The following is a 22,231-nucleotide window of genomic DNA, read 5'->3' as shown; positions in this document are numbered from 1 at the left end:
ATCGTCTTCGGGGCGAAATATGCCTGGCGGACCAGGAATCCGGCGCCGACAGCGAGCACCGCCCCCACCGCCACCGCTGAATCCGCCGCCGCTTGACGACGATGACGATGACTGCGCCGAGGTGTACGCGCCGATCGATGACGACAACGCTGAATCGAAACTGTCGAAGCTCATCCCGCCGGAACCACTGGTTACGGCCCAACCGCCGCTGGAGGACGCGTGATACCAATCCGGTTGCGGGGCAACCGTACCCGTGACGTCCTGATACTTCTTGGCCCACAGCGCCGCGGCGCCCGCGGCCACAGCGAACGGGATGTAGGCGGTGTAGAGATCCTTGCGCGCGGCGAAATCGAACCGGGTCCCGGCCGAGTCGGTGGTCAGCAGCCGATGGAATCCGCCTACCCGCGACCACAATTCGCGTCCCGCCTCGGTGCGCCGGGTGCCCAGCCCGGGGCGCCACGAACGCACCGTGACCACAAAGAACACCGCGAACGGCAGACCCCACATGGTCACGCCGGCGCCGAACCACGTCAGGAAACCGCACACTGCGAGCACGAGCGCCACCGCGTTGGCGCCACGCAACCACAATTCCTCGGGACGCTTGACCATGAGGTCGTTGTCAAGGGCCCACTTGCGTACTGCGGCAGCCATATTGGTCTTGGCCTTGTTGAGTTTCTCGCCTGAGCTCGCCGTCTTCCTGGCGCGAAACTCGGCGTCCTTGTAGGAAATCCTGAGCGCGAGCCCCACGGCGGCGGCGACCGGGTCGACATCGGCCCACGCCGACTGGCTGGCGAGGCCGCGGATGTTCCACTGCTCGGCGTTGACCTGCCGCAGTTCGATGAGGCCGCGGTCGGCGAGATGGAACAGCGTCGCTGTCAGCGCGCTCTTCGGAATCGCTTCGGTCCGGATGTACTCGGCCTGCACCGGTCCGATTCCCTCCGGAGGTGCGTACTGCAGCGGGAAGCTCGGCGGACGTTCTGCGGTGCGCCGCCACCAACCGAACGCGATCAGGCCCAGTGCCACCGACAGTGCGGCCACCCAGATCACCCCGGCCACCGAGCGGCCCAGCACCTGATCCCAGGTGTACGGCCAGGGCAGCGTGGGCTGCGGCGGGGTGGGCACGTCGACACCGGCGCGCAGCGTGACGGGGACACGCGGATCCAGATTGACGGCGCTGAGCCGCACGGTGTCGCCTGAGGTGGTCAGATCCGTGCAGGCCCGGCCCACTCCGTAGCCCACGCTGCACTGGGCGCCGGTAACCGCTGCCGGGAGGGTGACGCTGACCCTGAACCGGCTGATGTGGTTGTTCCACGCCGGGGCAAGGACATTCCAGTAGAACGCCGATGCGGAGTTGGGATCGCCGACGGATCCCGCGAACCTTTTATCGGCGCCGACTCGTCCGGGGTCCAGCACACCGTCGACGGTGTAGCGGATCTCGAACACCTGGGTGCCGTCGTTCAGCGTGCGGTTCGGGTCACCGATCTTGGCCACCACGAACCGCCCGCCGTCCTCGTCGAGCATCTCGTATGGGGCCGGCGCCCCGTTGAGTCGGATCGAAGTGACCGTTGGCGGTTGACGCAGCCGCGGATTGTTGGGGTTGGCCACATCCCAATACCGGAAGAGCCCGTGGCGGCCGGGCGGGAAATCCGCGGTGATGGTCTCGACCGCGGTCAGCCGGCCGTCGGCGCCGACGGTGAGATCCGCCGCGTAGTCGGTGATGATGACCGGGTCGTCGGTTCGCGCTGCACCGCCACCGCTGGGCCAGAATACGGGCCAGAGCAGACCGAACACGGTGAGCGCCAAGGCGAGCGACCACACGATGACCCGACGCATGACACCTCCCGTCCGGCGCGTACCGATCATCCGGTTCGATGTCCGCCCTACCCTATGTGCAACGGGTCGATTTGCACACGTGAAGGCTCTTGTTCCCGTCGGGCACTGAGCACGACCGTCGCGCGGCGCAGCGCGGCCGCCAGCGCCAACCCGTCGTTGCGCGGCGCCCGGACCAGCATGCGCGTCACGTCGGCATCCGGTTCGACCCCGGGCGGACGCCGCGCGCCCGGGGGCAACTCGACCGGGCCGAGCAGTTCGGCCGAGTCGGGAAACTGCGCGGCGTCCAACAAGGCCGTCACCGCGGGGCCGGTGCCGTCGACCGCCGCCATGTGCACCGCCGGCGGCAACCCGACCTCGCCGCGGGCGTCCAGCTCGGCGTCGGCATGGCCCACGGGATCCCAGCGGATCAGCGACTGCACGGTGGGTATGGCCGCCTCGGCCACCACCGCGACCACGCCGCCGTCGCTGCGCGGGCGCACCAGAGCTGCGGCGGCCATCCAACGCCGCAAGGTGTCCTCGGCGGCGCGCAGGTCCTGCCGACCCAGCAGCGCCCAGCCGTCGAGCAGCAGGGCGGCGCCGTAGCCGCCCTCGGCGACCGGTTCGGCGCCCGGCGTCGACACCACCAGCGCGGGACCGTCACCCACGGCGGCCACCACAGCGTCGCCACCGGAGGTGATCACGCTGGCGCCCGGGAACGCACGACCCAACTCCTCGGCGGTGCGACGGGCTCCGACGACGACCGCGCGCACGGCATCAGAACCGCAGCGCACACACCGCAGCGTCGGTTCGGGGCGGCCACACCATCGGCATTCGGCGACCGCGCTGTCGCGGTCCGGCAGCGCCATCGGACCGGTGCAGTGCCTGCAACGGGCGATCGTGCGACAACGCGCACAGGCCAGGGCGGGTACGTAGCCGCGGCGCGGTACCTGCACCAGCACCGGGCGCTGGGCCTGCAACGCCGAACGGGCGGCCTGCAACGCCATCGACGGCAATCGGGCGGTGCGCGCGGCGGGATCGCGTTCCTGCGCGTAGCCGCTGTCCTCGAGCGCCACCACGCGGGCCGCGGCCGCGCGTACCACCGGCCGGGGCGCGACCAAATCGTGGGCCCAGCGGGTGCGGACAAGGGCCTGGGCTTCGGCCGTACGGGCGTACCCGCCGATCATTGCCGCGCACCGCAATTGGTGCGCCCGCAGCATCGCCACCTCGCGGGCGTGGGGGTACGGCGCGCGCGGTTCGGCGAGGTTGTCGTCGCCGTCGTCCCACACCAGTACCAGGCCGAGATCCCGGACCGGGGCGAACACCGCACTGCGGGTGCCGATCACCAGGCGGGCATCTCCGCGCAGCACCGACAGCCAGCGCCGGTAGCGCTGCGCCGGGCCCAGCCCGGCCGACAACGCCGCGACCCGCGACGGCGGAACATGCTCGACCGCTGCGGCGTACAACGCGTCGACGTCGCGCTGGTCCGGCATGATCGCCAGCACCCCGTGACCGGCGCACACCGTCACCGCGGCGGCCTCGGCCAGCCGCTGCGGCCAGTGCTCGCCGGGCAGCGCCTGCCACACCGCCCGGGCCGCCCGGCCGTCGTGCAACGCCGTGAGGAACTGTTCGCCGCGCCCGTAGCGCGCCCATCCGGCAGGGTCGACGGCGGCCTGCGGCACCGGATCCGGTTCGGCCGGTGTCTGTTTCTCCACCGTGGCGTGCCGCGGCGGCACCGCCAGGCGCAGCACGTCGGCCCGGGTCCCGGCGTAGCGCGCCGCGACGGCGTCGACCAGCCGCCGCACCTCGGCGGTGAGCACCGATTCGGGCGACACCACGCGATCCAGCCAGCCCAGCTTGCCGGTGTGTTCGGTGTCCGAACGCCGCTCCAGCAGGAACGCATCGACCAGCCGACCGTGGAACCGCACCCGGACCCGGACCCCGGGCTGCGCATCGTCGGACTGCTCGGCCGAGACCAGATAGTCGAATTCGCGGTCCAGATGCGGCACCGACAGCATCGGCAGGACTCGCGCGATGGGCTCGTGCTCGGCTGCCTGCCGGGTGGTGGTCACGGCGCCGGTGTACCAGAACGCCCTGACGTCCGGGCGAAGAACAGCCCGGCGGTGATGAGGAGCAGCGACGCCGCGTAGGCCCACCAGATCGGGACCGCCAGCAACTGGTCACCCCGCACGAACTGGCTGATCCCGATCATCGAGTCCGACACCGCGAACGTCACCGCGCCCAGCGCTGTCCACGGGGTCGGTAGGTCGGCCAGCAGCGCCGTGCACACCATGGCGCCCAGCACCGCGATGTAGGCCACCACGGGCACCGCCATACCCTGCTCCAGCAGACGCGGCCAGAACCAGACCAGCAGCGCCAGGCACGCCGCCACGGTCGCGGCGACCGCAACCAGCCGCGGCGTCGTCCGGCGCGCCAGCGGCAACAACGCGGCCAGGAAACACAGGTGTGCCACCAGGAAGGCGGCCAGGCCCAAGACGAACGACGGCTGCCACCACGGCATCGCGAGCAGGTAATCCCCCGCAGCCGAAAAGCTCAGTGCCCCAACCAACCACCGTCGCTCGCGCGCGATCGGATGGCCCAGCGCCGCGGCCGCCAGCAGCACCGCCGTCAGCGCCTTGACGGCAGGCTGCCCGGGGAACTGTCCGGTGAGGTCTGCCCCGGTCGGCAGGCCCGTCGCGACCACGATCAGGAAAACTCCGTAGCCCGCCCCGACGACCGCAGCCGCGACCCACAGCCACGCCGTGCGGCGGTGTGCGTACGGTGACGGAGTGTCTGTTGCTGACGAGAAGCCGGCTGTCGATGCCATCCTGCAGAAGGTACTGCAGGTGGTGCCGTTCCAACTCTCCACCGCCGACGGCGTTGACGAGGCCCGACGGAAGTTCAAGGAACTGCCGCGCCGCGAGATCCATCCCGAGGTTGTGACCGAGGACCTCACCATCGAGGGCCCGGCGGGTCCGATTCCGCTGCGGGTGTACCGGCCGCCGACGGCCGACGGGACGGCGCTGCCGGTCGTGGTGTTCATCCATGGTGGCGGCTGGTCGGTCGGTGATCTGGACACCTACGACGGCACCGCCCGCGACCACGCCGTGCGCGCCGATGCCGTGGTGGTGTCGGTGGAATACCGGCTGGCTCCCGAGCATCCGTTCCCGGCCGCCGTCGACGACGCCTGGGCCGCCACCCAGTGGGTGGCTGCGCACGCCGCCGAACTGGGTGCAGACTCGGACCGCCTGGCTGTCGCCGGGGATTCCGCCGGTGGCAACCTCAGCGCGGTCATGGCGCAGTTGGCGCGCGACGCAGGCGGCCCGGCGATCCGGTTCCAGCTGCTCTGGTATCCGGCCACCACCGGCGACACCTCGCTGCCGTCGTTCACGGAGAACGCCGACGCTCCGATCTTGGATCTGGCCGCGGTCAAGGGATTCACCAAGTGGTACGTCAGCAAGGACGTCGACCTGGCCAATCCCCCGGCCACGCTGCTGCCTGCGCGGGCCGAGAGCCTGGCCGACCTGCCACCTGCCTACATCGCCACCGCGGGCCACGATCCGCTGCGCGACGACGGCGCCCGCTACGCCGAACTGCTGCGCGCCGCCGGGGTGCCCGTCGAATTGCACGTCGCCGAGACGCTGGTGCACGGCTATCTCGGATACGTCGGTGTGGTGCCCGCCGCGACCGAGGCCTCCGACCGGGCGCTGGCCGCGCTGCGGGCCGCGTTGCACGGGTGACGGGGCTACCGGCCCCGGTAGAACGCGCTCGGCGGCACCCCGTGCCACCGTTTGAACGCATGGCAGAAGGTGGATGTCTCGGTGTAACCCAGCCTTCGGGACACTTCCTCGACTGTCAGGCCGACGTTGCTCAACAGATCGACGGCCAGCGCTGAACGCGCCTCGTTGACCAGCGCACGATATGAGGTGTCCTCGTCGGCCAAGCGGCGGCGCAGCGTTCGCGGATGCATATCGAGTTCGGCAGCCACCTCGGGCAACGCGGGGAACGCGCCGGAATCGCGAAACAGCTTGCTGCGCACCACCGCTGTGATGCCCTGCCGTCGCTCGTGACGCTGCATCAGGACCTCACACTGGGCGACGCACATCTCGAGCGTGTGCCGATCGGCCGCGGGCAGCGGCTCGTCGAACATGGCGCGCGGGAAGTACACCCGGTTGTGCGTGCGCCCGAAGGTCCGGTCCACCACCGGCAGCAGAGCCAACAGCACCGCGACCGCCTCGGGGTCCAGGCTTGCCTCCAGCCGCACCTGATCGGCGTACTGCGCGATCACCGGAAGGGCGAATTCCCGTGTCGTCAATACGATCCCGGCGACGTCGCGCTCGAGGAAGAAGGCCTGGACGTCGGCGGGCAGGTGATCCACCTCGAATTCGAGCAGACAACTGTCGGCGCCTTCGAACAGCGTGACCCCGATGTTCAACATGGTCAGCGAGAAGTAGCGCATCGCGATGCCGAACAGTTCCCGGAACGTGGCGCACGACATGGCGGCGAAACCGAACAGCCCGAGATGGGTGAGCCGGAACCTGCTGCCGACATCGATGCCCAGGCCGGTGGTCTCGGGTACCGCGGCGAGCACGCGCCGCACCGCGCTGATCTCGTCGGAGGCCGTGATCAGCGCATCCGGGTTGGCCAGGTCAGCCGGTTCGAGCCCGGTACCCGCGAGGATGTCCGCGGTCGCGATGCCCCGCTCGTTCGCCACCTCGCACAACACCCGCGTCGTATAGACCGGGCGACGCAGGTCAAGCGACCATGCTGTCGGCGCCATGTCCCAAACTCCCAACTCCCTGTCCGATAATCCCATTCTCAAGCCGCGGTGTCCGCCATACCGTGGACTCATGGGAGCACCGGCGCAGCGGCTGGGCACATGGGACATGACCCGCGAGGCGATCACGGTCGGATTCGACGCGGGAGAGGCGTTCCTCGGCCGCTGCCGCGGTCAAGACATCACCCGGTTTCGCTGCGGCACAAGACGTTTCGTGGTCATCGAACACCCCGATTACGTCGATCACGTGCTGCACGCGGGGCGGCTGCGGTACGTGAAGTCCAACGATTACGAGCCGATCCGAGCCGCCGCGGGCATCAACCTGCTCACCGACGAGGGCGACTCGTGGGCGGCGCACCGGGCCGCACTCAACCCGACGTTCGCCCGGCGTCATCTCAACGAGCTCGTCGACCTGATGCGTGCGCCGATCGAGCGGGTGACCGATGACCTGGCGGCTCGCGGGGACATCGTCCGCTTCGACATGCACGAGCTGATGGTGGAAACCACGCTGCGGGTCGTGGCGAACGCCCTGTTCGGCCAGGATTTCGGGCCGCTGGTGCACAGCATGCACGATCTGGCCACCCGCGGGCTGCGCCGCGCCGAGAAGCTGGAACGGGTCGGTTTGTGGGGCATGCTGCCGCCACGGGTGTACGACGTCATCACCTGGTGCACCTTCGCAGGCGTCCCGCTGCCGCCGCCGCTGCACGAAGGGCAGCAGATCGCGCTGGCGCTCGACGAAGCCGTCACCGCGGTGATCGAGGAACGCGTCGCACATCCCACGGATTCGACCGACCTGCTCAACGTGCTGTTCAACGCCGACGGCGGGACGTGGCCGCGTAAGCGGGTGCGCGACGAGGCCCTGACATTCATGCTGGCCGGCCACGAGACAACGGCCAACGCGATGTCGTGGTTCTGGTATCTGCTTGGGCTGCACCCGGAATCACGTGATCGGATGCTCGCCGAGATCGACGAGGTGCTCGGCGATCGGCGTCCCGGCGCCGACGACCTGTCTCGGCTGCCGTGGACCCTGGCATGCGTGCAGGAGGCGCAGCGGTACTTCTCAGCGGTGTGGATCGTTGCCCGCGAAGCGATCGAGGACGACATCCTCGACGGATCAGCCGGCCCGCACCACATCCGGCGCGGCAGCACCGTGATCATCCCCATCCACCACATCCACCACGACGCCCGCTGGTGGCCCGAACCCGAACGATTCGACCCGGGCCGGTTCCTCAGCCCTGCGCCTGACCGGCCCCGGTCGGCCTACCTTCCGTTCGGCGGTGGGCGGCGCATCTGCATCGGGCAGAGCTTCGCACTGATGGAGATGGTGTTGATCGCGGCGATCATGGGCCGGCGATTCCGGTTCGACCTGCAGCCCGGCCGACCCGTCGACCTGGAAGCCACACTGACCCTGAGACCCAAATACGGCGTCCACGTTGTCGGACGCAGAAGGGACGCGCGTTGATGGCCGACTACCACACCCTGATCGTGGGCGCCGGATTCTCCGGCATCGGCACTGCGGTGAATCTGGACAAGGCCGGATTGCGCGACTATCTCATCGTCGAGGCCGGTGACGGTGTCGGCGGCACCTGGTTCTGGAACCGCTATCCCGGTGTGGCCGTGGATATTCCGTCGTTCTCCTACCAGTTTTCGTTCGAACAGTCGCCGGACTGGTCGCGCACGTACGCGCCGGGACGCGAGTTGCGCGGGTACGCCGAACACTGCGTCGACAAATACCGGCTGCGCTCACGTATCCGGTTCAACGCCGAGGTTGCCGGTGCGGTGTTCGATGACGACGAAACCCTCTGGCGCGTCGCATTGTCCACCGGCGAGGTGATCACCGCACGATTCCTCGTCAACGCCAGCGGTGTGCTCACCATCCCGAAACTCCCCGACATCGACGGCGTGGACTCCTTTGCCGGTGTCACGATGCACACCGCGCGGTGGGACCACACCCAGGACCTCACGGGCAAGCGCGTGGCGATCATCGGAACCGGGGCCACCGCCGTTCAGGTGATACCCGAGATCGCGCCGATTGTCCAGCAGCTCACCGTTTTTCAGCGCACTCCCATCTGGTGCTTCCCGAAATTCGATGTGCCGCTACCTGCCGCGGCGCGCTGGGCCATGCGGGTGCCCGGCGGACGGACCCTCCACCGCCTGCTCAGCCAGGCCTACGTCGAATTCACCTTCCCTCTGGCCGCGCAGTATTTCACGATCAATCCGTTCGCCAAGCGGGCCGACGCCGCGGGCCGGGCGTACCTGCGCCGCGAGGTGCGGGACCCGCAGCTGCGCGACAAGCTCACCCCGCGCTACGCCGTCGGGTGCAAACGGCCCGGGTTCCACAACACCTATCTGTCGACGTTCAACCGCGACAACGTCGCGCTCATCACCGAGCCGATCGACAAGATCACCGGATCCGGCGTGGCCACCGCCGACGGCGCGACGTATGACGCAGACGTGCTGATCCTGGCGACCGGATTCAAGGTGATGGACGTCGACGCAATGACCTTCGACATCACCGGTCCCAGCGGCCAGACCCTCAGCGCGTTCTGGGAAGAGCATCGCATGCAGGCCTACGAAGGGGTCAGCATCCCCGGCTTCCCGAACTACTTCACGGTGATGGGTCCTTACGGCTACGTCGGGTCGTCCTATTTCGCGCTGATCGAAGCCCAGACCCACCACCTGGTGCGCTGCATCGCGCAAGCCGACCGGCGGGCTGCCCATCGCGTCGAGGTGCGGCAGGAGGCCAACGATCGCTACTTCGCCGAGATGATGCGCAAGCGTCACCGCCAGATCTTCTGGCAGGACAGTTGCCGCAACGCCAACAGTTACTACTTCGACCGCAACGGCGATGTCCCGCTGCGACCGGCCAGCACGCCCGAGGCGTACTGGCGCAGCCGTAGCTTCGACCTCGACGACTACCGGTTCACCGGCAAGTTCTCCCGCTAGTTCTCCGCCGAGCAGTCATGAAAGTCCGCGACACGCCGGGTTTCGGGGGCTTTCACGTCTGTTCGGCAAGGAAACCCGCCGTCAGTGGCCGCCGGGCTGTTGGTTCGACGGGTTCGCCCCGTTGTACTGGGTCTGGCCGCCGTACTGGTTGTGCTCGTTGGGTCGCTGATCCTGCCAACCGGGGCGCTGCTGCACCGTCTGCGTAGCCGTGGACGTCTCAGTTTGGGTCTGCGTCTCTGTTTGTGTGGCCGTGGCGGTCGCGGTATCGGTCTGCGTGACCGTATCGGTCGCCGGCGCCTGTCCCTGCTCGTGATGGCGCGGCGCCCCGCCGCCACCGCCTGACGAGCCGCCGCTGCCGCTGTCGTTGGCGGCGGTGGTCGCAGTCGTCGTCGTTGTGGCGGTGGTCGTGCTGGACGTCTGCGGCGCTGAGCCGTTCGAACCGCACGCCACCGCGAATGCGGCCGCGAGGGCCGCCAGGCCGAGTGCCAGGGCGGCGCGGCGGCGCCAGGTGGTCGTCTCCATCGTCATCGCATAGATTCCTTTTCGGTTGGGTGCATTGAGCAACCGGGACATCTTGATCAATCGTGATGGGAAACCTCTGGGCTCCAGCTATGTTCGCGCTGTGCGAGGACCGGACAGCAAAGTGCTCTGGGCCGGATTTTTCCCGCCGTTACCGCCCGTTCCCGTCGGATACGGTTAGCAAGTGCCGGACGTTCCCGTGACCGAGAGGCCCAGAAGTCGGGTGCGCAGTGCAGTCAGCAGCATCTGCATAGGCTGCTCGGCGGCAGCTGCTGTTGGCGCCATCCTCATCCCGATCACCATGTGGGCGACCAGCTCACCGACCGACATGGTCGAGGACCCACAGACCGGCACCGCCGTGGCAACCGTGATCATCGGCGTGTGTGTGCTGTTCCGGTTGGCGCCCCGGCTGATCGGACGACGACCGCCGTGGGTCGCCACGATGCTCGCCGATGTGGTCGCCGTGACGCTAGGAGTGTGGGTTGCCTGGAGCATCTATCGCACCTACCGCGCCCGCGCCGCGCTGGCGCTCGTGGACTCCACCGGTGCATCGGTGCTCGTGGTGGAGGCGATGCTCACCGCGCTCGTCGCGGTGGCCCTAGGCGTGACTGCGGCGGCAGGCAGTGCGCCTACGAATAGGCGAATAGCGTTGTGCGCCTTTGCCGTTGTGGCAGTCGTGCTCCCGGTGGCGATCCATCGTTCGGTCGACGATTACCGTGCCCGCGTCTGGCATCCGAGCCTCACCGCCTCGGCTGCTGCACCGGCCCCGGTTCCCTCGGCGATCGGTCCGGTCAAGTACCAGCTCTCCTACCCGCGGGATTTCCACCCCGTCGGGACCGGTTTCATCCTTACCGCCGCCGACGGGGTGACGGCCTACGACGGCCGGTCCGGCGCAGTACGTTGGCGTGCAACCGGTTTCGGCCCATCGTCAGTCGGCGCCCGCCATGGCGTCGCGGTGGCACGACGTGACGGCGACGACCCGGCAGGCGTCGTCGTGTTGTTTCTCGGCGGTGCCCTGATCGCGCTCGACGGCAGCACTGGCAATGTGATCTGGCGCCGACAGCACGGCGGCACGGTGACGGCCGCCGCCGGCGGTGTTGACGCGCTGGGCATGACGGTATTCACCGCAGACGACAGTCCTGACCGCACGCGCTTCTACTCGCTCGACCCGGCCAACGGACAGCTGCGCTGGACGAGGCCCACCGACTGCAGCGATCCGACCCTGGCCGCAGGCACTCCCGGCCAGTTCGCCTATCGGTGCGGGATGCCTCCGACGGTGATCGACGCGCGCACCGGAAAGACGACCGATATGCCGGGCGAATACAACCTGCCCGAGACAGGCTCGGATGTCTATGTGTGCGAAAAATCGGAGACTCAGAGTGCCGCGGATGCCGCGACGGCCGCTGGTGTCATTCAAGTGATCGACCCAACTGGGCAGGTGGTCGATGAGATCCGCGATGCTCGCCCTGTCTCTCGGGCTAACAACGGTCTACTGCTCGTCTACTCGAACGAGGGTGCCTGGCTCATGCGTAACTATCGGACGCATCAGTCGACCCCTGTGCCGGTCCAGGTCGACGTACGCAACGGCGTGAACCACGTCCAGACCACCTGGATCAAGGACGGCCTCGTCGTGGCGAGCGGATTCGACGGCTCAGGGGGTCTCCAGCTGATCGACACGGTCCGGCCGTCCGAGGTCCCTACCAGCACCGAGAGCCCGTGCCGGGACAGCACCCTTTTGCAAGACCTCTATGCCGTCGCCGGGGCCATCGTCGTCACCTGCACCGGAGGTGAGATCTTCGGCCTGGTGTCCGACAGTCGCTGACAATCGAACAGACGTCAAAGCCCTCGAACACCGGCGTGTCGAGGGCTTAGACGTCTCTTCGCCGAGGAAAACCTCGGCAGAAACCTAGACCGAAGCCTTCAGGTCGTCGACCTTGTTGAGCTGTTCCCAGGGCAGCTCGATGTCGGTGCGGCCGAAGTGGCCGTACGCGGCGGTCTGGGCGTAGATGGGGCGCAGCAGGTCGAGGTCGCGGATGATGGCGCCGGGCCGCAGGTCGAACACACTGCTGATGGCCTTCTCGATGCGTGCCGGGTCCACGGTCTCGGTGCCGAAGGTCTCGACGAAGAGACCCACCGGGGCGGCCTTGCCGATCGCGTAGGCCACCTGGACCTCGACGCGCTCGGCCAGGCCCGCTGCGACGACGTTCTTGGCCACCCAGCGCATCGCGTACGCCGCGGACCGGTCCACCTTTGACGGATCCTTGCCGGAGAACGCGCCGCCACCGTGACGGGCCCAGCCGCCGTAGGTGTCGACGATGATCTTGCGTCCGGTCAGGCCGGCGTCGCCCATCGGGCCGCCCAGCACGAACTTGCCGGTCGGGTTGACCAACAGCCGGTAGTCGGAGGTGTCGAGGGTCTCGTGGCCGAGATCATTGAGGACGGTGTTGACGACCTTCTCCCGAATGTCCGGGGTCAGCGTCGCGTCCAGGTCGACGCCCTCGGCATGCTGGGTCGAGAGCACCACGGTGTCGAGCCGGACCGGGGTCTTGCCGTCGTACTGGATGGTGACCTGGGTTTTGCCGTCGGGTCGCAGGTAGTCGAGCACGCCGTTCTTACGGACCTCGGTCAGCCGGCGGGCCAGCCGGTGAGCCAGCGCGATGGGCAGCGGCATGAGTTCCGGGGTGTCGCTGATCGCGTACCCGAACATCAGACCCTGGTCGCCGGCGCCCTGGGCGTCCAGCGGATCACCGGCGCCCTCGACGCGGGCCTCGTGCGCGGTGTCGACGCCTTGGGCGATGTCCGGGGACTGCGAGCCGATGGCGATATTGACGCCGCAGGAGGCGCCGTCGAAGCCCTTGGTCGACGAGTCGTAGCCGATCTCCAGGATGCGGTCCCGCACAATCTTGGGAATGTCGGCGTAGGCGGACGTGGTGACCTCGCCGGCGACGTGCACCTGGCCGGTGGTCACCAGCGTCTCGACGGCGACCCGCGACTTCGGGTCCTGCTCCAGCAGCGCGTCGAGCACAGAGTCGCTGATCGCGTCACAGATCTTGTCGGGATGTCCTTCGGTTACCGACTCACTGGTAAACAGGCGACCTTGGCTCACGGGTCCGCTTCCTTTCCGTTCACGTATCAAAACCTACAAAAAGCTTAGTTAGGCGAATTTTATCTCTGCCCAGTTTGCACCCAAGCGTGCGGGACGCCTTCCCGCAAGACTTACGCGCAAGGCTTACCTGAACGAATCCGGACGCCGGTTCAGGCGCCGCAACTGCGCAGGAAAGCCGCGATCGAGTCCACGATACGGGTCGCCATCAGCGTCTTCGATCCGTGCTCCAGGGCAACTTCAGCGCCGTCAGAGCTCAGCAACCATCCGTCGTTGTGGTCGACCTCGAAGGCCCGGTTCTCCCCCACCGCGTTCACCACGAGCAGGTCACAGCCTTTGCGCTGCAGTTTTGCCCGGGCGTGGAACAGCACGTCCCCATTCGCGTCGCCCGTCTCGGCGGCGAACCCGACGATCGCCCGCATGTTTGGCAATTGTCCGTCGGTACGCGCCCGCACCACGCCGGCGAGCACGTCGTCGTTGCGGACCAGGTCGATCGAACTCGGCTCGGATGCGCCCTTCTTGATCTTGCTGGTGGCGACGTGGGCCGGCCGGAAATCGGCGACGGCAGCCGCCATCACCAAGACGTTCGCACCCGGCGCACGCTTGGACACCGCGTCGCGCAACTGGGTGGCCGACCCGATGTGCAGCACCTCGACGCCTGCCGGGTCGATGAGGCCCGCGGTGTTCCCGGCGATCAGCGTCACCTCGGCGCCGCGCTGGGCCAGCACCCGTGCCATCGCGTAGCCCTGCTTGCCGGAGCTGCGATTGCCGATGAACCGCACCGGGTCAAGGGGTTCGCGGGTACCGCCCGCGGTCACCAGCACTTTCACCCCGGACATGTCGTACGGCAGCGCGTCGCCGCGGTCGAGCAGCAACTGCGCCAGGGTGGTGATCTCCTCGGCCTCGGGCAGGCGGCCCGCGCCGCTGTCCTGCCCGGTGAGCCGGCCGGAGGCGGGTTCGAGCACCACCGCGCCGCGTCGGCGGAGCGTCGCGACGTTGTCGACGGTCGCCGGGTGGAACCACATCTCGGTGTGCATGGCCGGCGCGAACAGCACTGGACATCGCGCCGTGAGCAGCGTCGCGGTCAGCAGATCGTCGGCCCGGCCGCCAACGGCGCGGGCCAGCAGATCCGCGGTGGCCGGTGCGACGACGACGAGATCGGCTTCCTGACCGATCCGGACGTGCGGAACCTGGTGCACGTCTTCGAACACCCCGGTATGCACGGGGTTGCCGGACAACGCCTCGAACGTGGCGGCGCCGATGAACCGGAGCGCCGACTCGGTCGGAGCTACCCGCACGGAGTGGCCGGCCTCGGTCAACTGTCGGACAACGGTGCACGCCTTATAGGCGGCGATGCCGCCGGCAACGCCGACGACGATGCGCTTCCGCGTCGCGCTCACCAGTCGGCCCCGACCTGTTTACTCGCCCTCGGTGTGCTCGAGCAGATCCTCGTGGATCTCCCGCATCGCGATGGACAGCGGCTTTTCCTGCAGGCCGGGCTCGACCAGCGGGCCGACGTACTCGAGGATGCCGTCGCCGAGCTGGTTGTAGTAGTCGTTGATCTGGCGGGCGCGCTTGGCGGCGTAGATCACCAGCGCGTACTTGCTCGACGCGCGGTCCAGCAACTCGTCGATGGGCGGGTTGGTGATGCCCAGCGGCGTGTCGTAGGCGCTGACGGCGGACGAATCGATGCCCAGATCGTCCGCAGCGGTCAGCTGCGCATCGGCATGCGGGGTGCTCACGAAAAGGTCTCCTGGCGGTTATACGAAAATGCTCTTGGATTATTGGCGGGATGGCCCGCAGGCCCGATCAGGCCGGGCGCAGGCCAGGTCAGTTTTGGCCCACCAGCAAGGATACCAATTCGGCGCACGCCGAATCCAACTGGCGGTTCACCACGACCTGGTCAAAGTCGCCCTGAGCGGCCATCTCAGCCCGCGCCGTCTCCAGTCGGCGGGCCATCACCTCGGGTGTCTCGGTTCCGCGCCCGGACAATCGGCTCACCAGTTCGTCCCAGCTGGGTGGTGCCAGGAAGACCGAGACGACCTCGGGCATCGCCTTTTTGACGGCCCTGGCGCCGGCCAGGTCGACCTCGATGAGCACCGGGCGGCCGGCTCGGGCCGCGTCACGCACCGGTTCCCTGGGGGTCCCCGATCGGTGCAGGCCACCATGGATCTCGGCCCATTCCAGCAGGGCGTCGGTCTCGATCAGTTTCTGAAACTGCTCGGGGCTGACGAAGAAGTAGTCGACACCGTCCACCTCGCCGGGCCGCGGGGCCCTGGTCGTGACGGAGACGGAGAAATACAGGTCGGGAAGCCGCTCCCGCAGGCAGCGGACCACGGTGGACTTCCCGACGGCAGAGGGGCCGGACAACACCACGACTCGGGATTGTCCGACCCCTCGGCCGACGCTCAACTTGTGCGCCTTACTACTGGTCGAACTTCTCCAGCAGGGCCTTGCGCTGCCGGTCGCCGAGGCCGCGCAGACGGCGCGTCGGTGCGATTTCCAGTTCGGTCATGATTTCCTGCGCCTTGACCTTGCCGACCTTGGGCAGGGCCTCCAGCAGCGCGGAGACCTTCATCTTGCCCAAGACCTCATCGGTCTCGGCGTCGGTGAGCACCTGCTTGAGGTTGGTGCCGCCGCGCTTGAGCCGGTCCTTGAGTTCGGCTCGCGCTCGACGTGCGGCAGCAGCCTTCTCCAACGCTGCCGCGCGCTGTTCGTCGGTCAACTGGGGAAGGGCCACGGGTTCCTCCGTCTCCTGGCAATTCTTCTTCGGCCATCACTTGTTTTGATCGGCTGGAAAACAAACCAGCCAGCGACGACGACCGTACCCACGCGGGCTGACGAAAGCTAACCCCACCCCCTGGTTACAGCGCTAAAAGCCCAGCGTGTAGTGCGCCGCGCCGGCCCGCCGGAAGCCGACCCGGCATCCCCGGCGATACCGCGAACGCCACCGACCGCAGCGGATATCGCTGCACGTCAACGGTTTTCGGACACTCCGTGACCTACCTGGTACAAGCACGCCGCTGTCACGGCCGGGGACGACCAGCGGTCACACAGCGGCTCCGAGAAAATTTTCGCTGGTCACGGCGTGTCGGGCGTGTCGGCAAGGGCCGTGACAGGCCCGACAAGCCGGGGCCCATGTGACGCCTAACGCCCACCTAACTGTCGCAAAGGCGATGCACAGCTTAGCTAAATAACGTCGCCAGAGTCGGGTACCAAACTCCATTCGGAGGGAAGCTGGACATGAATATCAAGCGACTGACCTGCGCTTCCGCCGCGACTGTCGCGGTCGGGGCGGCCACGTTGGCCCTCGGGGCCGGGGTGGCCTCCGCGCAACCGGGTCCGCCGCCGTGCAATTTCGGGAACTGCCAGGGCCCGGGACCGGGCGGTCCAGGACCAGGCGGCCAAGATCACAGGGGCCCGGACAACGGCCCCGGAGATCCCGGCCGCTGGCAGGGCGACCCGGGCGGACCCGACCGCGGGCCCGGCGGCTGGCCTGGCGGGCCCGATCGTGGACCCGGAGGACCCGGCGGCTGGCCTGGTGGTGATGACCACCGCGGCGATCACCGGTGGGATCCTCCGCCACCCCCACCGCCGGACCTCGGCTGGCGCGGTATCGATCAGGGCCGCTGGGACCATCAGCCGTTCAACTACAACGGCAACTGGGTGACCCCGGTCTTCGATCCGGGCTACAACGCCTGGGGCTTCTGGTTGTTCGGGATCTGGATCCCACTGTGATCGGGTGAGAGAGCTACCGCCAAGTGGCGGCGGGTCGCCGCGTACGGCGGCCCGCCGTCCGCGCGTCGGGCTCAGAACGTGCGCGTCATCGCCCGGCGGCGGCACTAAGATTTGATCGTGATTCGGTCGGCATGTGCCGCGCTCATCCTGTTGCTGGTCGGTCTGACCGCCAATGTCGCGGCTCCCGCGTGGGCCTGTGGCTGCGGCGCATACATCCCCGACACCGCAGGCCCGGCGGTGGTCAACGAACGCGCGCTGCTGGCCTGGAACGGCCACCGCGAGGACATCCTGATGTCGTTGAACGTGCGGGGCCAGTCCAACACGGCGGCGTGGATCATGCCGGTCCCGTCTGCTGCCGATGTCACGCTGGGCGAGGAGAGCGTGTTCGACGAACTCGCCCAACTGACAGCGCCCCGCATCGAGTACCGCGACTCATGGTGGCCGTCCTTCGGGTGGCTGCGCGGGTTCGCCGGCGCGGGAGGCCTGGTGTCGGCGGCGGCACCAGGGCACCACGTCGACGTGCTCAGCAGCCAGCGCATCGGCCCGTTCGACGTCACCCGGCTGGCAGCCGACGATCCGGCGGCCCTGAGCGCATGGCTGACGTCGAAGGGCTTCGCCCATCCGGCAGGCCTGGACCGCAACCTGGCCCCCTACCTGGCCGACGGCTGGCAGGTGGTGGCGATCAGACTGGCGCCCGACGCGAGCGGCGCCACGCTGACCGGTGCGCTGCAACCGCTGCGACTGTCGTTCGACGCCGATCGCGCCGTCTATCCCATGCGGCTGTCACAGTCCGCCAAAACTCCACAGTCGGTCGACCTCTACGTGCTGGCCGAGCACCGGATGGATCCGACGTCCGTTCCGGTGCCGGGCGACGATCCCACGCTGCAGTTCGCCGGGCACCTGAGCCCCGACGCCGTCTCCGGGGACCTCGCCCCGTTCGTCGGCGACGGCGCTTTCCTGACCCGCTGGACCAACGAAATCGGCACTCCGGCAAACATTTCGGGCGATTACGTGTTCGCGGCAACCGCCAACGACACCCCGTATCAAGAGGTGATCTACCGGGAACGCGACCGCGGTGACCTCACCGGGCTGGCGCTTGTCGCCCTGGTCGCGGTGCTCTGCGCGGGCGTCACCGCCCTGATCGCGGTGCGGATCCTCAGATCTCGGCGTCAGGCCAGGTAGGCGACCGCGTCGCGCATGCGCTCGGCGGCGGCGCGCAGCGCGTCGACCCCGGGCCCGGCACGCAACACTTCCCTCGACACCGCGGGCAGCAGCTGTTTTCCGCCGCCGAGTCCGCCCAACGCTTCAGGACGACCGCCCTGCGCCCCCACCCCGGGCACCAGGACAGGGCCACCGAGGCTGCTCAGGTCGGGCGGCTCGGTCACCGTGGCACCGACGACGACGCCGAACGACCCTGCCGCCGCCCTGTTCGCGTCGGCTACCGCGTCGACGATCGACTGCGCAACCGTGCGGTCCCCCGCCATCGCGCGCTGTACGCCTGCCCCCTCCGGATTGGAGGTGGCAGCCAGGACGAAAACCCCGCGACCGTTTGCCGTCGCAGTGTCGAGCAACGGCTGCAGCGAGCCGAACCCGAGATACGGCGAGGCCGTCACGGCGTCGGCGGCCAGGGGCGAATCGCCCGCCCACGCCGCCGCGTACGCCGCCATGGTGGACCCGATGTCTCCGCGTTTGGCGTCGGCCAACACGAGCACACCGGCTTCGCGCAGCGCCGCCATGGTGTCCTCGAGCACGGCGAAACCCGCTGCGCCGTAAGCCTCGAAGAAAGCGACCTGGGGTTTGACGATCGCGAAGTCGGCGAATGCCGTCACACAGGTGTCACAGAACCGGCGCAACCCGTCGGGGTCGGCGCCCAGCCCCCAGGCCCGCAACAGCTCAGGGTGCGGGTCGATGCCGGGACACAACGGGCCCCGGGCAGCGACCGCAGCCGTCAGCCGTTCCCCGAACCCGCCCACGGTCACCGCGCCTCGAAGGAGCTGTGCAGCTCCTGCAGGCTCATCACGCCGATGTCACCGCGGATGCCCGCCTCGATACCCTGCACGGCCGCCGAAGCACCCTGCACCGTGGTGACGCACGGGATGTTCATCGACACCGCTGCCGAGCGGATCTCGTAGCCGTCGACACGGGGTCCCGAGTTGCCGTAGGGCGTGTTGATCACCATGTCGACCTCGCCGGCCTTGATCACGTCGACCGCCGAAGCGCGAGGATCGCTTCTGCTCGCCTCCTCATAGTGCTTGCGCACCTCGTCACACGGAATACCGTTGCGACGCAGCATCTCTGCGGTTCCTTCGGTGGCCAGCACGCGGAAACCGAGATCGGCCAGGCGTTTCACCGGGAACACCAGTGAGCGCTTGTCCCGGTTGGCCACCGACACGAACACCGTGCCCTGCGCAGGCAGTGATCCGTAGGCCGCGGTCTGGCTCTTGGCGAACGCCGTACCGAAGTCGTGGTCGATGCCCATGACCTCGCCCGTCGACTTCATCTCCGGTCCGAGCAACGAATCGATCTGTGCGCCATCGGCTCTGCGGAACCGGTTGAACGGCAGCACAGCCTCTTTGACCGCCACCGGGGCGCTGCGCGCGATGGTCCCGCCGTCGCCGGTGCGGGCCAGGATGCCTTCTTCGCGCAGCTCGGCGATGGTGGCGCCGAGCATCACCCGCGCGCAGGCCTTGGCCAGCGGAACGGCAGTGGCCTTCGACACGAACGGCACCGTGCGGCTGGCTCGCGGGTTGGCCTCCAGCACGTAGAGCACATCGTCCTTGAGCGCGTACTGCACGTTGAGCAGGCCGACCACGCCGATGCCGTGGGCGATGGCCTCGGTGGCGCGGCGTACGGCCTCGATGTCGCTGCGCCCCAACGTGACCGGCGGCAGGGCACACGCCGAGTCGCCGGAGTGGATGCCGGCCTCCTCGATGTGCTCCATGATCCCGCCGAGGTACACCTCGGTGCCGTCGCACAGGGCGTCGACGTCGATCTCGATGGCGTCTTCGAGGAACCGGTCCACCAGCACCGGATGCTCCGGGGACAACTGGGTGGCGCGGGTGATGTAGCCCTGCAGGGTTTCTTCGTCGTAGACGATCTCCATGCCGCGTCCGCCGAGCACGTAGGACGGCCGCACGAGCACCGGGTAGCCGATGTCGGCGGCGATCCGGCGGGCCTGCTCGAAGCTGGTGGCGGTACCGAAGCGGGGCGCGGGCAGCCCGGCGGTGGTCAGCACCTCGCCGAACGCGCCGCGGTCCTCGGCCAGGTCGATGGCCTTGGGGCTGGTGCCGACAATCGGGACCCCGGCCTTCTCCAGCCGTTCGGCCAACCCGAGCGGGGTCTGCCCGCCGAGCTGCACGATGACGCCGACGACGCCGGGTCCGCCTGCGCCGGAAGCCTGTTCGGCGTAGTAGACCTCCAGGACGTCCTCGAACGTGAGCGGTTCGAAGTACAGCCGGTCGGCGGTGTCGTAGTCGGTGGACACCGTCTCGGGGTTGCAGTTGACCATCACGGTCTCGAATCCGGCCGCGCTCAGCGTCGTCGCGGCATGCACACAGCTGTAGTCGAATTCGATACCCTGCCCGATCCGGTTGGGCCCCGAACCGAGGATCAGCACCTTGGGCTTGTCGGTCTGTGGCGCCACCTCGGTCTCGGCGGCGGGGTCGAGCTCATAGCTGCTGTAGTGGTACGGCGTCTTGGCGTCGAACTCGGCCGCACACGTGTCGACGGTCTTGTACACCGGGTGGATGCCGAGGCGTTCGCGCAGTGCCCGAACTCCGCTCTCGCCGGCCAATTCCGGTCGCAGCGCGGCGATCTGACGGTCCGAGAGTCCGCTGTGCTTGGCGCGCCGCAGCAGCGTCTCGTCCAGGACCGGAGCGTCGACGAGCTCGGCACGCAGCGCGACCAGCGTGGCGATCTGATCGACGAACCACGGGTCGACGCCGGAGGCCTCGGCGACGGCCTCGACACTGGCCCCCAGCCGCAACGCCTGCTCGATGTCGTAGAGCCGGCCATCGGTCGGCGTGCGCAGGTTGGTGAGCAGCTCCTCGACTGTCAGATCCGAGTCCGGTGCTGTCCAGAATCCGGCGCGGCTGGTCTCCAGTGAGCGCATCACCTTGCCGAGCGCTTCGATGAAGTTGCGGCCCAACGACATTGCCTCGCCCACCGACTTCATGGTGGTCGTCAGCGTCTGGTCGGCCCCCGGGAACTTCTCGAACGCGAACCGCGGCGCCTTGACGACGACATAATCCAGGGTGGGCTCGAAGCAGGCCGGGGTTTCCTTGGTGATGTCGTTGAGGATCTCGTCGAGGGTGTACCCGATGGCCAGCTTGGCGGCGATCTTGGCGATCGGGAAGCCCGTGGCCTTGGAAGCCAGAGCGCTGGACCGCGATACGCGCGGGTTCATCTCGATGACGATGAGCCTGCCGTCGGAAGGGTCGACCGCGAACTGGATGTTGCAGCCGCCGGTGTCGACGCCGACCTCACGCAGGATCGCGATGCCAAGATCACGCATCACCTGGTATTCGCGGTCGGTGAGCGTCATCGCCGGGGCCACGGTCACCGAGTCGCCGGTGTGCACACCCATCGGGTCGAAGTTCTCGATCGAGCACACCACCACGACGTTGTCGTGGCCGTCGCGCATCAGCTCGAGCTCGTATTCCTTCCACCCGTAGATGGATTCCTCGATCAGCACGTTGGCGCTGGGCGAGGCGGCCAGGCCGTCACCGGCCATCCGCTCGACGTCCTCGACCGTCGCGGCCATGCCCGAACCGAGGCCGCCCATCGTGAACGACGGACGCACCACGACCGGCAGGCCGAGTTCGGCGACGGTCTCGCGAACCTCGTCCATGGTGAAACACACCCGGCTGCGGGCGGATTCGCCACCGACCTTGGCGACGATGTCCTTGAACCGCTGGCGGTCCTCACCACGCTGGATCGCCTCGAAGTCCGCACCGATCAACTCGACGCCGTACTTCTCCAGCACTCCGTTCTCGTGCAGGGCGACCGCGGTGTTCAGCGCGGTCTGCCCGCCGAGAGTGGCCAGCAGCGCGTCGATCTTGTTGCCGCGCTCGGCCTGCTGGGCGATCACCTTCTCGACGAACGCCGGCGTGATCGGCTCGACGTAGGTGTGGTCGGCGTACTCGGGATCGGTCATGATCGTCGCCGGGTTCGAGTTGACCAGGCTGACCTGAAGACCCTCGGCGCGCAGCACGCGGCACGCCTGGGTTCCCGAGTAGTCGAACTCGCAGGCCTGACCGATGACGATGGGGCCGGAGCCGATCACCAGGACATGGTTGAGATCAGAGCGACGTGGCATTGAATGCACCTCCGGTCGGGCG

The 22,231-nt window shown here is 68.3% G+C and carries 18 protein-coding genes; 6 read left to right on the top strand and 12 right to left on the bottom strand.

The genetic code is table 11. The features are described 5' to 3' along the window. From A5784_RS33520 to A5784_RS33510, 3 genes are all read right to left on the bottom strand, one after another. A partial coding sequence (locus tag A5784_RS33520) for a DUF2207 domain-containing protein (RefSeq protein WP_064949182.1) occupies positions 1-1,833 on the bottom strand: 1,833 nt, incomplete at its 3' end. A gap of 47 nt (positions 1,834-1,880) precedes the next feature. Then, on the bottom strand, positions 1,881-3,881 hold the full coding sequence (locus A5784_RS33515; protein WP_064949166.1) for a primosomal protein N': 2,001 nt from the start codon (positions 3,879-3,881) through the stop codon (positions 1,881-1,883). Further along, positions 3,878-4,636, bottom strand: coding sequence for a lysoplasmalogenase (locus A5784_RS33510; RefSeq protein WP_082945240.1), 759 nt, complete (start codon positions 4,634-4,636; stop codon positions 3,878-3,880). Before A5784_RS33510 ends, A5784_RS33515 begins: the two co-directional genes overlap by 4 nt. Here A5784_RS33510 and A5784_RS33505 point away from each other — a divergent pair. Beyond that, positions 4,599-5,549, top strand: a complete 951-nt coding sequence (locus A5784_RS33505; RefSeq protein ID WP_064949165.1) for an alpha/beta hydrolase — start codon at positions 4,599-4,601, stop codon at positions 5,547-5,549. The two genes, A5784_RS33510 and A5784_RS33505, sit on opposite strands and share 38 nt — an antisense overlap. 5 nt (positions 5,550-5,554) lie before the next feature. On the opposite strand, the gene A5784_RS33500 is transcribed toward A5784_RS33505, so the two are convergent. Continuing rightward, a complete protein-coding gene (locus tag A5784_RS33500) occupies positions 5,555-6,589 on the bottom strand; it encodes an AraC family transcriptional regulator (RefSeq protein WP_064949164.1) in 1,035 nt (344 codons plus the stop codon). A 70-nt stretch (positions 6,590-6,659) separates the two neighbouring features. Here A5784_RS33500 and A5784_RS33495 point away from each other — a divergent pair, with 70 nt between their 5' ends. Both A5784_RS33495 and A5784_RS33490 read left to right on the top strand, forming a co-directional pair. After that, a complete protein-coding gene (locus tag A5784_RS33495; protein ID WP_064949163.1) occupies positions 6,660-8,048 on the top strand; it encodes a cytochrome P450 in 1,389 nt (462 codons plus the stop codon). After that, positions 8,045-9,532, top strand: coding sequence for a flavin-containing monooxygenase (locus A5784_RS33490; protein WP_232006345.1), 1,488 nt, complete (start codon positions 8,045-8,047; stop codon positions 9,530-9,532). Before A5784_RS33495 ends, A5784_RS33490 begins: the two co-directional genes overlap by 4 nt. A gap of 81 nt (positions 9,533-9,613) precedes the next feature. Here A5784_RS33490 and A5784_RS33485 read toward each other — a convergent pair whose 3' ends face one another. Further along, positions 9,614-10,060, bottom strand: a complete 447-nt coding sequence (locus tag A5784_RS33485) for a hypothetical protein (protein WP_064949180.1) — start codon at positions 10,058-10,060, stop codon at positions 9,614-9,616. A gap of 175 nt (positions 10,061-10,235) precedes the next feature. On the opposite strand from A5784_RS33485, the gene A5784_RS33480 reads away from it, so the two are divergent. Then, complete coding sequence (locus A5784_RS33480; RefSeq protein ID WP_156750922.1) at positions 10,236-11,873, top strand: outer membrane protein assembly factor BamB family protein; 1,638 nt, start codon at positions 10,236-10,238, stop codon at positions 11,871-11,873. An 84-nt stretch (positions 11,874-11,957) separates the two neighbouring features. On the opposite strand, the gene metK is transcribed toward A5784_RS33480, so the two are convergent. The 5 genes from metK to mihF form a co-directional block, all read right to left on the bottom strand. Then, a complete protein-coding gene (metK, locus tag A5784_RS33475) occupies positions 11,958-13,157 on the bottom strand; it encodes a methionine adenosyltransferase (RefSeq protein ID WP_064949160.1) in 1,200 nt (399 codons plus the stop codon). Positions 13,158-13,306: 149 nt separating this feature from the next. Continuing rightward, positions 13,307-14,554: a bifunctional phosphopantothenoylcysteine decarboxylase/phosphopantothenate--cysteine ligase CoaBC gene (coaBC, locus tag A5784_RS33470; protein ID WP_064949159.1), complete on the bottom strand. Its 1,248-nt coding sequence runs from the start codon at positions 14,552-14,554 to the stop codon at positions 13,307-13,309. 18 nt (positions 14,555-14,572) lie between these two features. Beyond that, positions 14,573-14,896 (bottom strand): DNA-directed RNA polymerase subunit omega, encoded by a 324-nt coding sequence (rpoZ, locus tag A5784_RS33465; RefSeq protein ID WP_029372871.1) that lies wholly within the window; start codon positions 14,894-14,896, stop codon positions 14,573-14,575. 88 nt (positions 14,897-14,984) lie between these two features. Beyond that, positions 14,985-15,566 (bottom strand): guanylate kinase, encoded by a 582-nt coding sequence (gene gmk, locus A5784_RS33460; RefSeq protein WP_064949158.1) that lies wholly within the window; start codon positions 15,564-15,566, stop codon positions 14,985-14,987. Between the two features lie 13 nt (positions 15,567-15,579). Beyond that, on the bottom strand, positions 15,580-15,894 hold the full coding sequence (gene mihF, locus A5784_RS33455) for an integration host factor, actinobacterial type (protein WP_003880790.1): 315 nt from the start codon (positions 15,892-15,894) through the stop codon (positions 15,580-15,582). A 503-nt stretch (positions 15,895-16,397) separates the two neighbouring features. Here mihF and A5784_RS33450 point away from each other — a divergent pair. Then, positions 16,398-16,892 (top strand): hypothetical protein, encoded by a 495-nt coding sequence (locus A5784_RS33450; RefSeq protein ID WP_064949157.1) that lies wholly within the window; start codon positions 16,398-16,400, stop codon positions 16,890-16,892. A gap of 117 nt (positions 16,893-17,009) precedes the next feature. Then, positions 17,010-18,074: a DUF2330 domain-containing protein gene (locus A5784_RS33445; RefSeq protein ID WP_232006344.1), complete on the top strand. Its 1,065-nt coding sequence runs from the start codon at positions 17,010-17,012 to the stop codon at positions 18,072-18,074. Here A5784_RS33445 and pyrF read toward each other — a convergent pair. Beyond that, positions 18,062-18,865, bottom strand: coding sequence for an orotidine-5'-phosphate decarboxylase (pyrF, locus tag A5784_RS33440; RefSeq protein ID WP_064949155.1), 804 nt, complete (start codon positions 18,863-18,865; stop codon positions 18,062-18,064). The genes A5784_RS33445 and pyrF overlap by 13 nt on opposite strands. A 2-nt stretch (positions 18,866-18,867) precedes the next feature. After that, on the bottom strand, positions 18,868-22,209 hold the full coding sequence (carB, locus tag A5784_RS33435; RefSeq protein WP_064949154.1) for a carbamoyl-phosphate synthase large subunit: 3,342 nt from the start codon (positions 22,207-22,209) through the stop codon (positions 18,868-18,870). Positions 22,210-22,231: the final 22 nt, after the last annotated feature.

It is taken from the genome of Mycobacterium sp. 852013-50091_SCH5140682, from assembly GCF_001665685.1.
In the GTDB taxonomy this organism is placed as follows: domain Bacteria; phylum Actinomycetota; class Actinomycetes; order Mycobacteriales; family Mycobacteriaceae; genus Mycobacterium.
This window is presented reverse-complemented; position numbering and strand designations above follow the sequence as displayed.

What these genes read in the sequence shown, in the direction of transcription:
- A5784_RS33510 (WP_082945240.1), bottom strand. Translation starts at nt 4,636, where the DNA reads ATGGCATCGACAGCCGGCTTCTCGTCAGCAACAGACACTCCGTCACCG.
- A5784_RS33500 (WP_064949164.1), bottom strand. Translation starts at nt 6,589, where the DNA reads ATGGCGCCGACAGCATGGTCGCTTGACCTGCGTCGCCCGGTCTATACG.
- A5784_RS33495 (WP_064949163.1), top strand. Translation starts at nt 6,660, where the DNA reads ATGGGAGCACCGGCGCAGCGGCTGGGCACATGGGACATGACCCGCGAG.
- A5784_RS33485 (WP_064949180.1), bottom strand. Translation starts at nt 10,060, where the DNA reads ATGACGATGGAGACGACCACCTGGCGCCGCCGCGCCGCCCTGGCACTC.
- A5784_RS33450 (WP_064949157.1), top strand. Translation starts at nt 16,398, where the DNA reads ATGAATATCAAGCGACTGACCTGCGCTTCCGCCGCGACTGTCGCGGTC.
- carB (WP_064949154.1), bottom strand. Translation starts at nt 22,209, where the DNA reads ATGCCACGTCGCTCTGATCTCAACCATGTCCTGGTGATCGGCTCCGGC.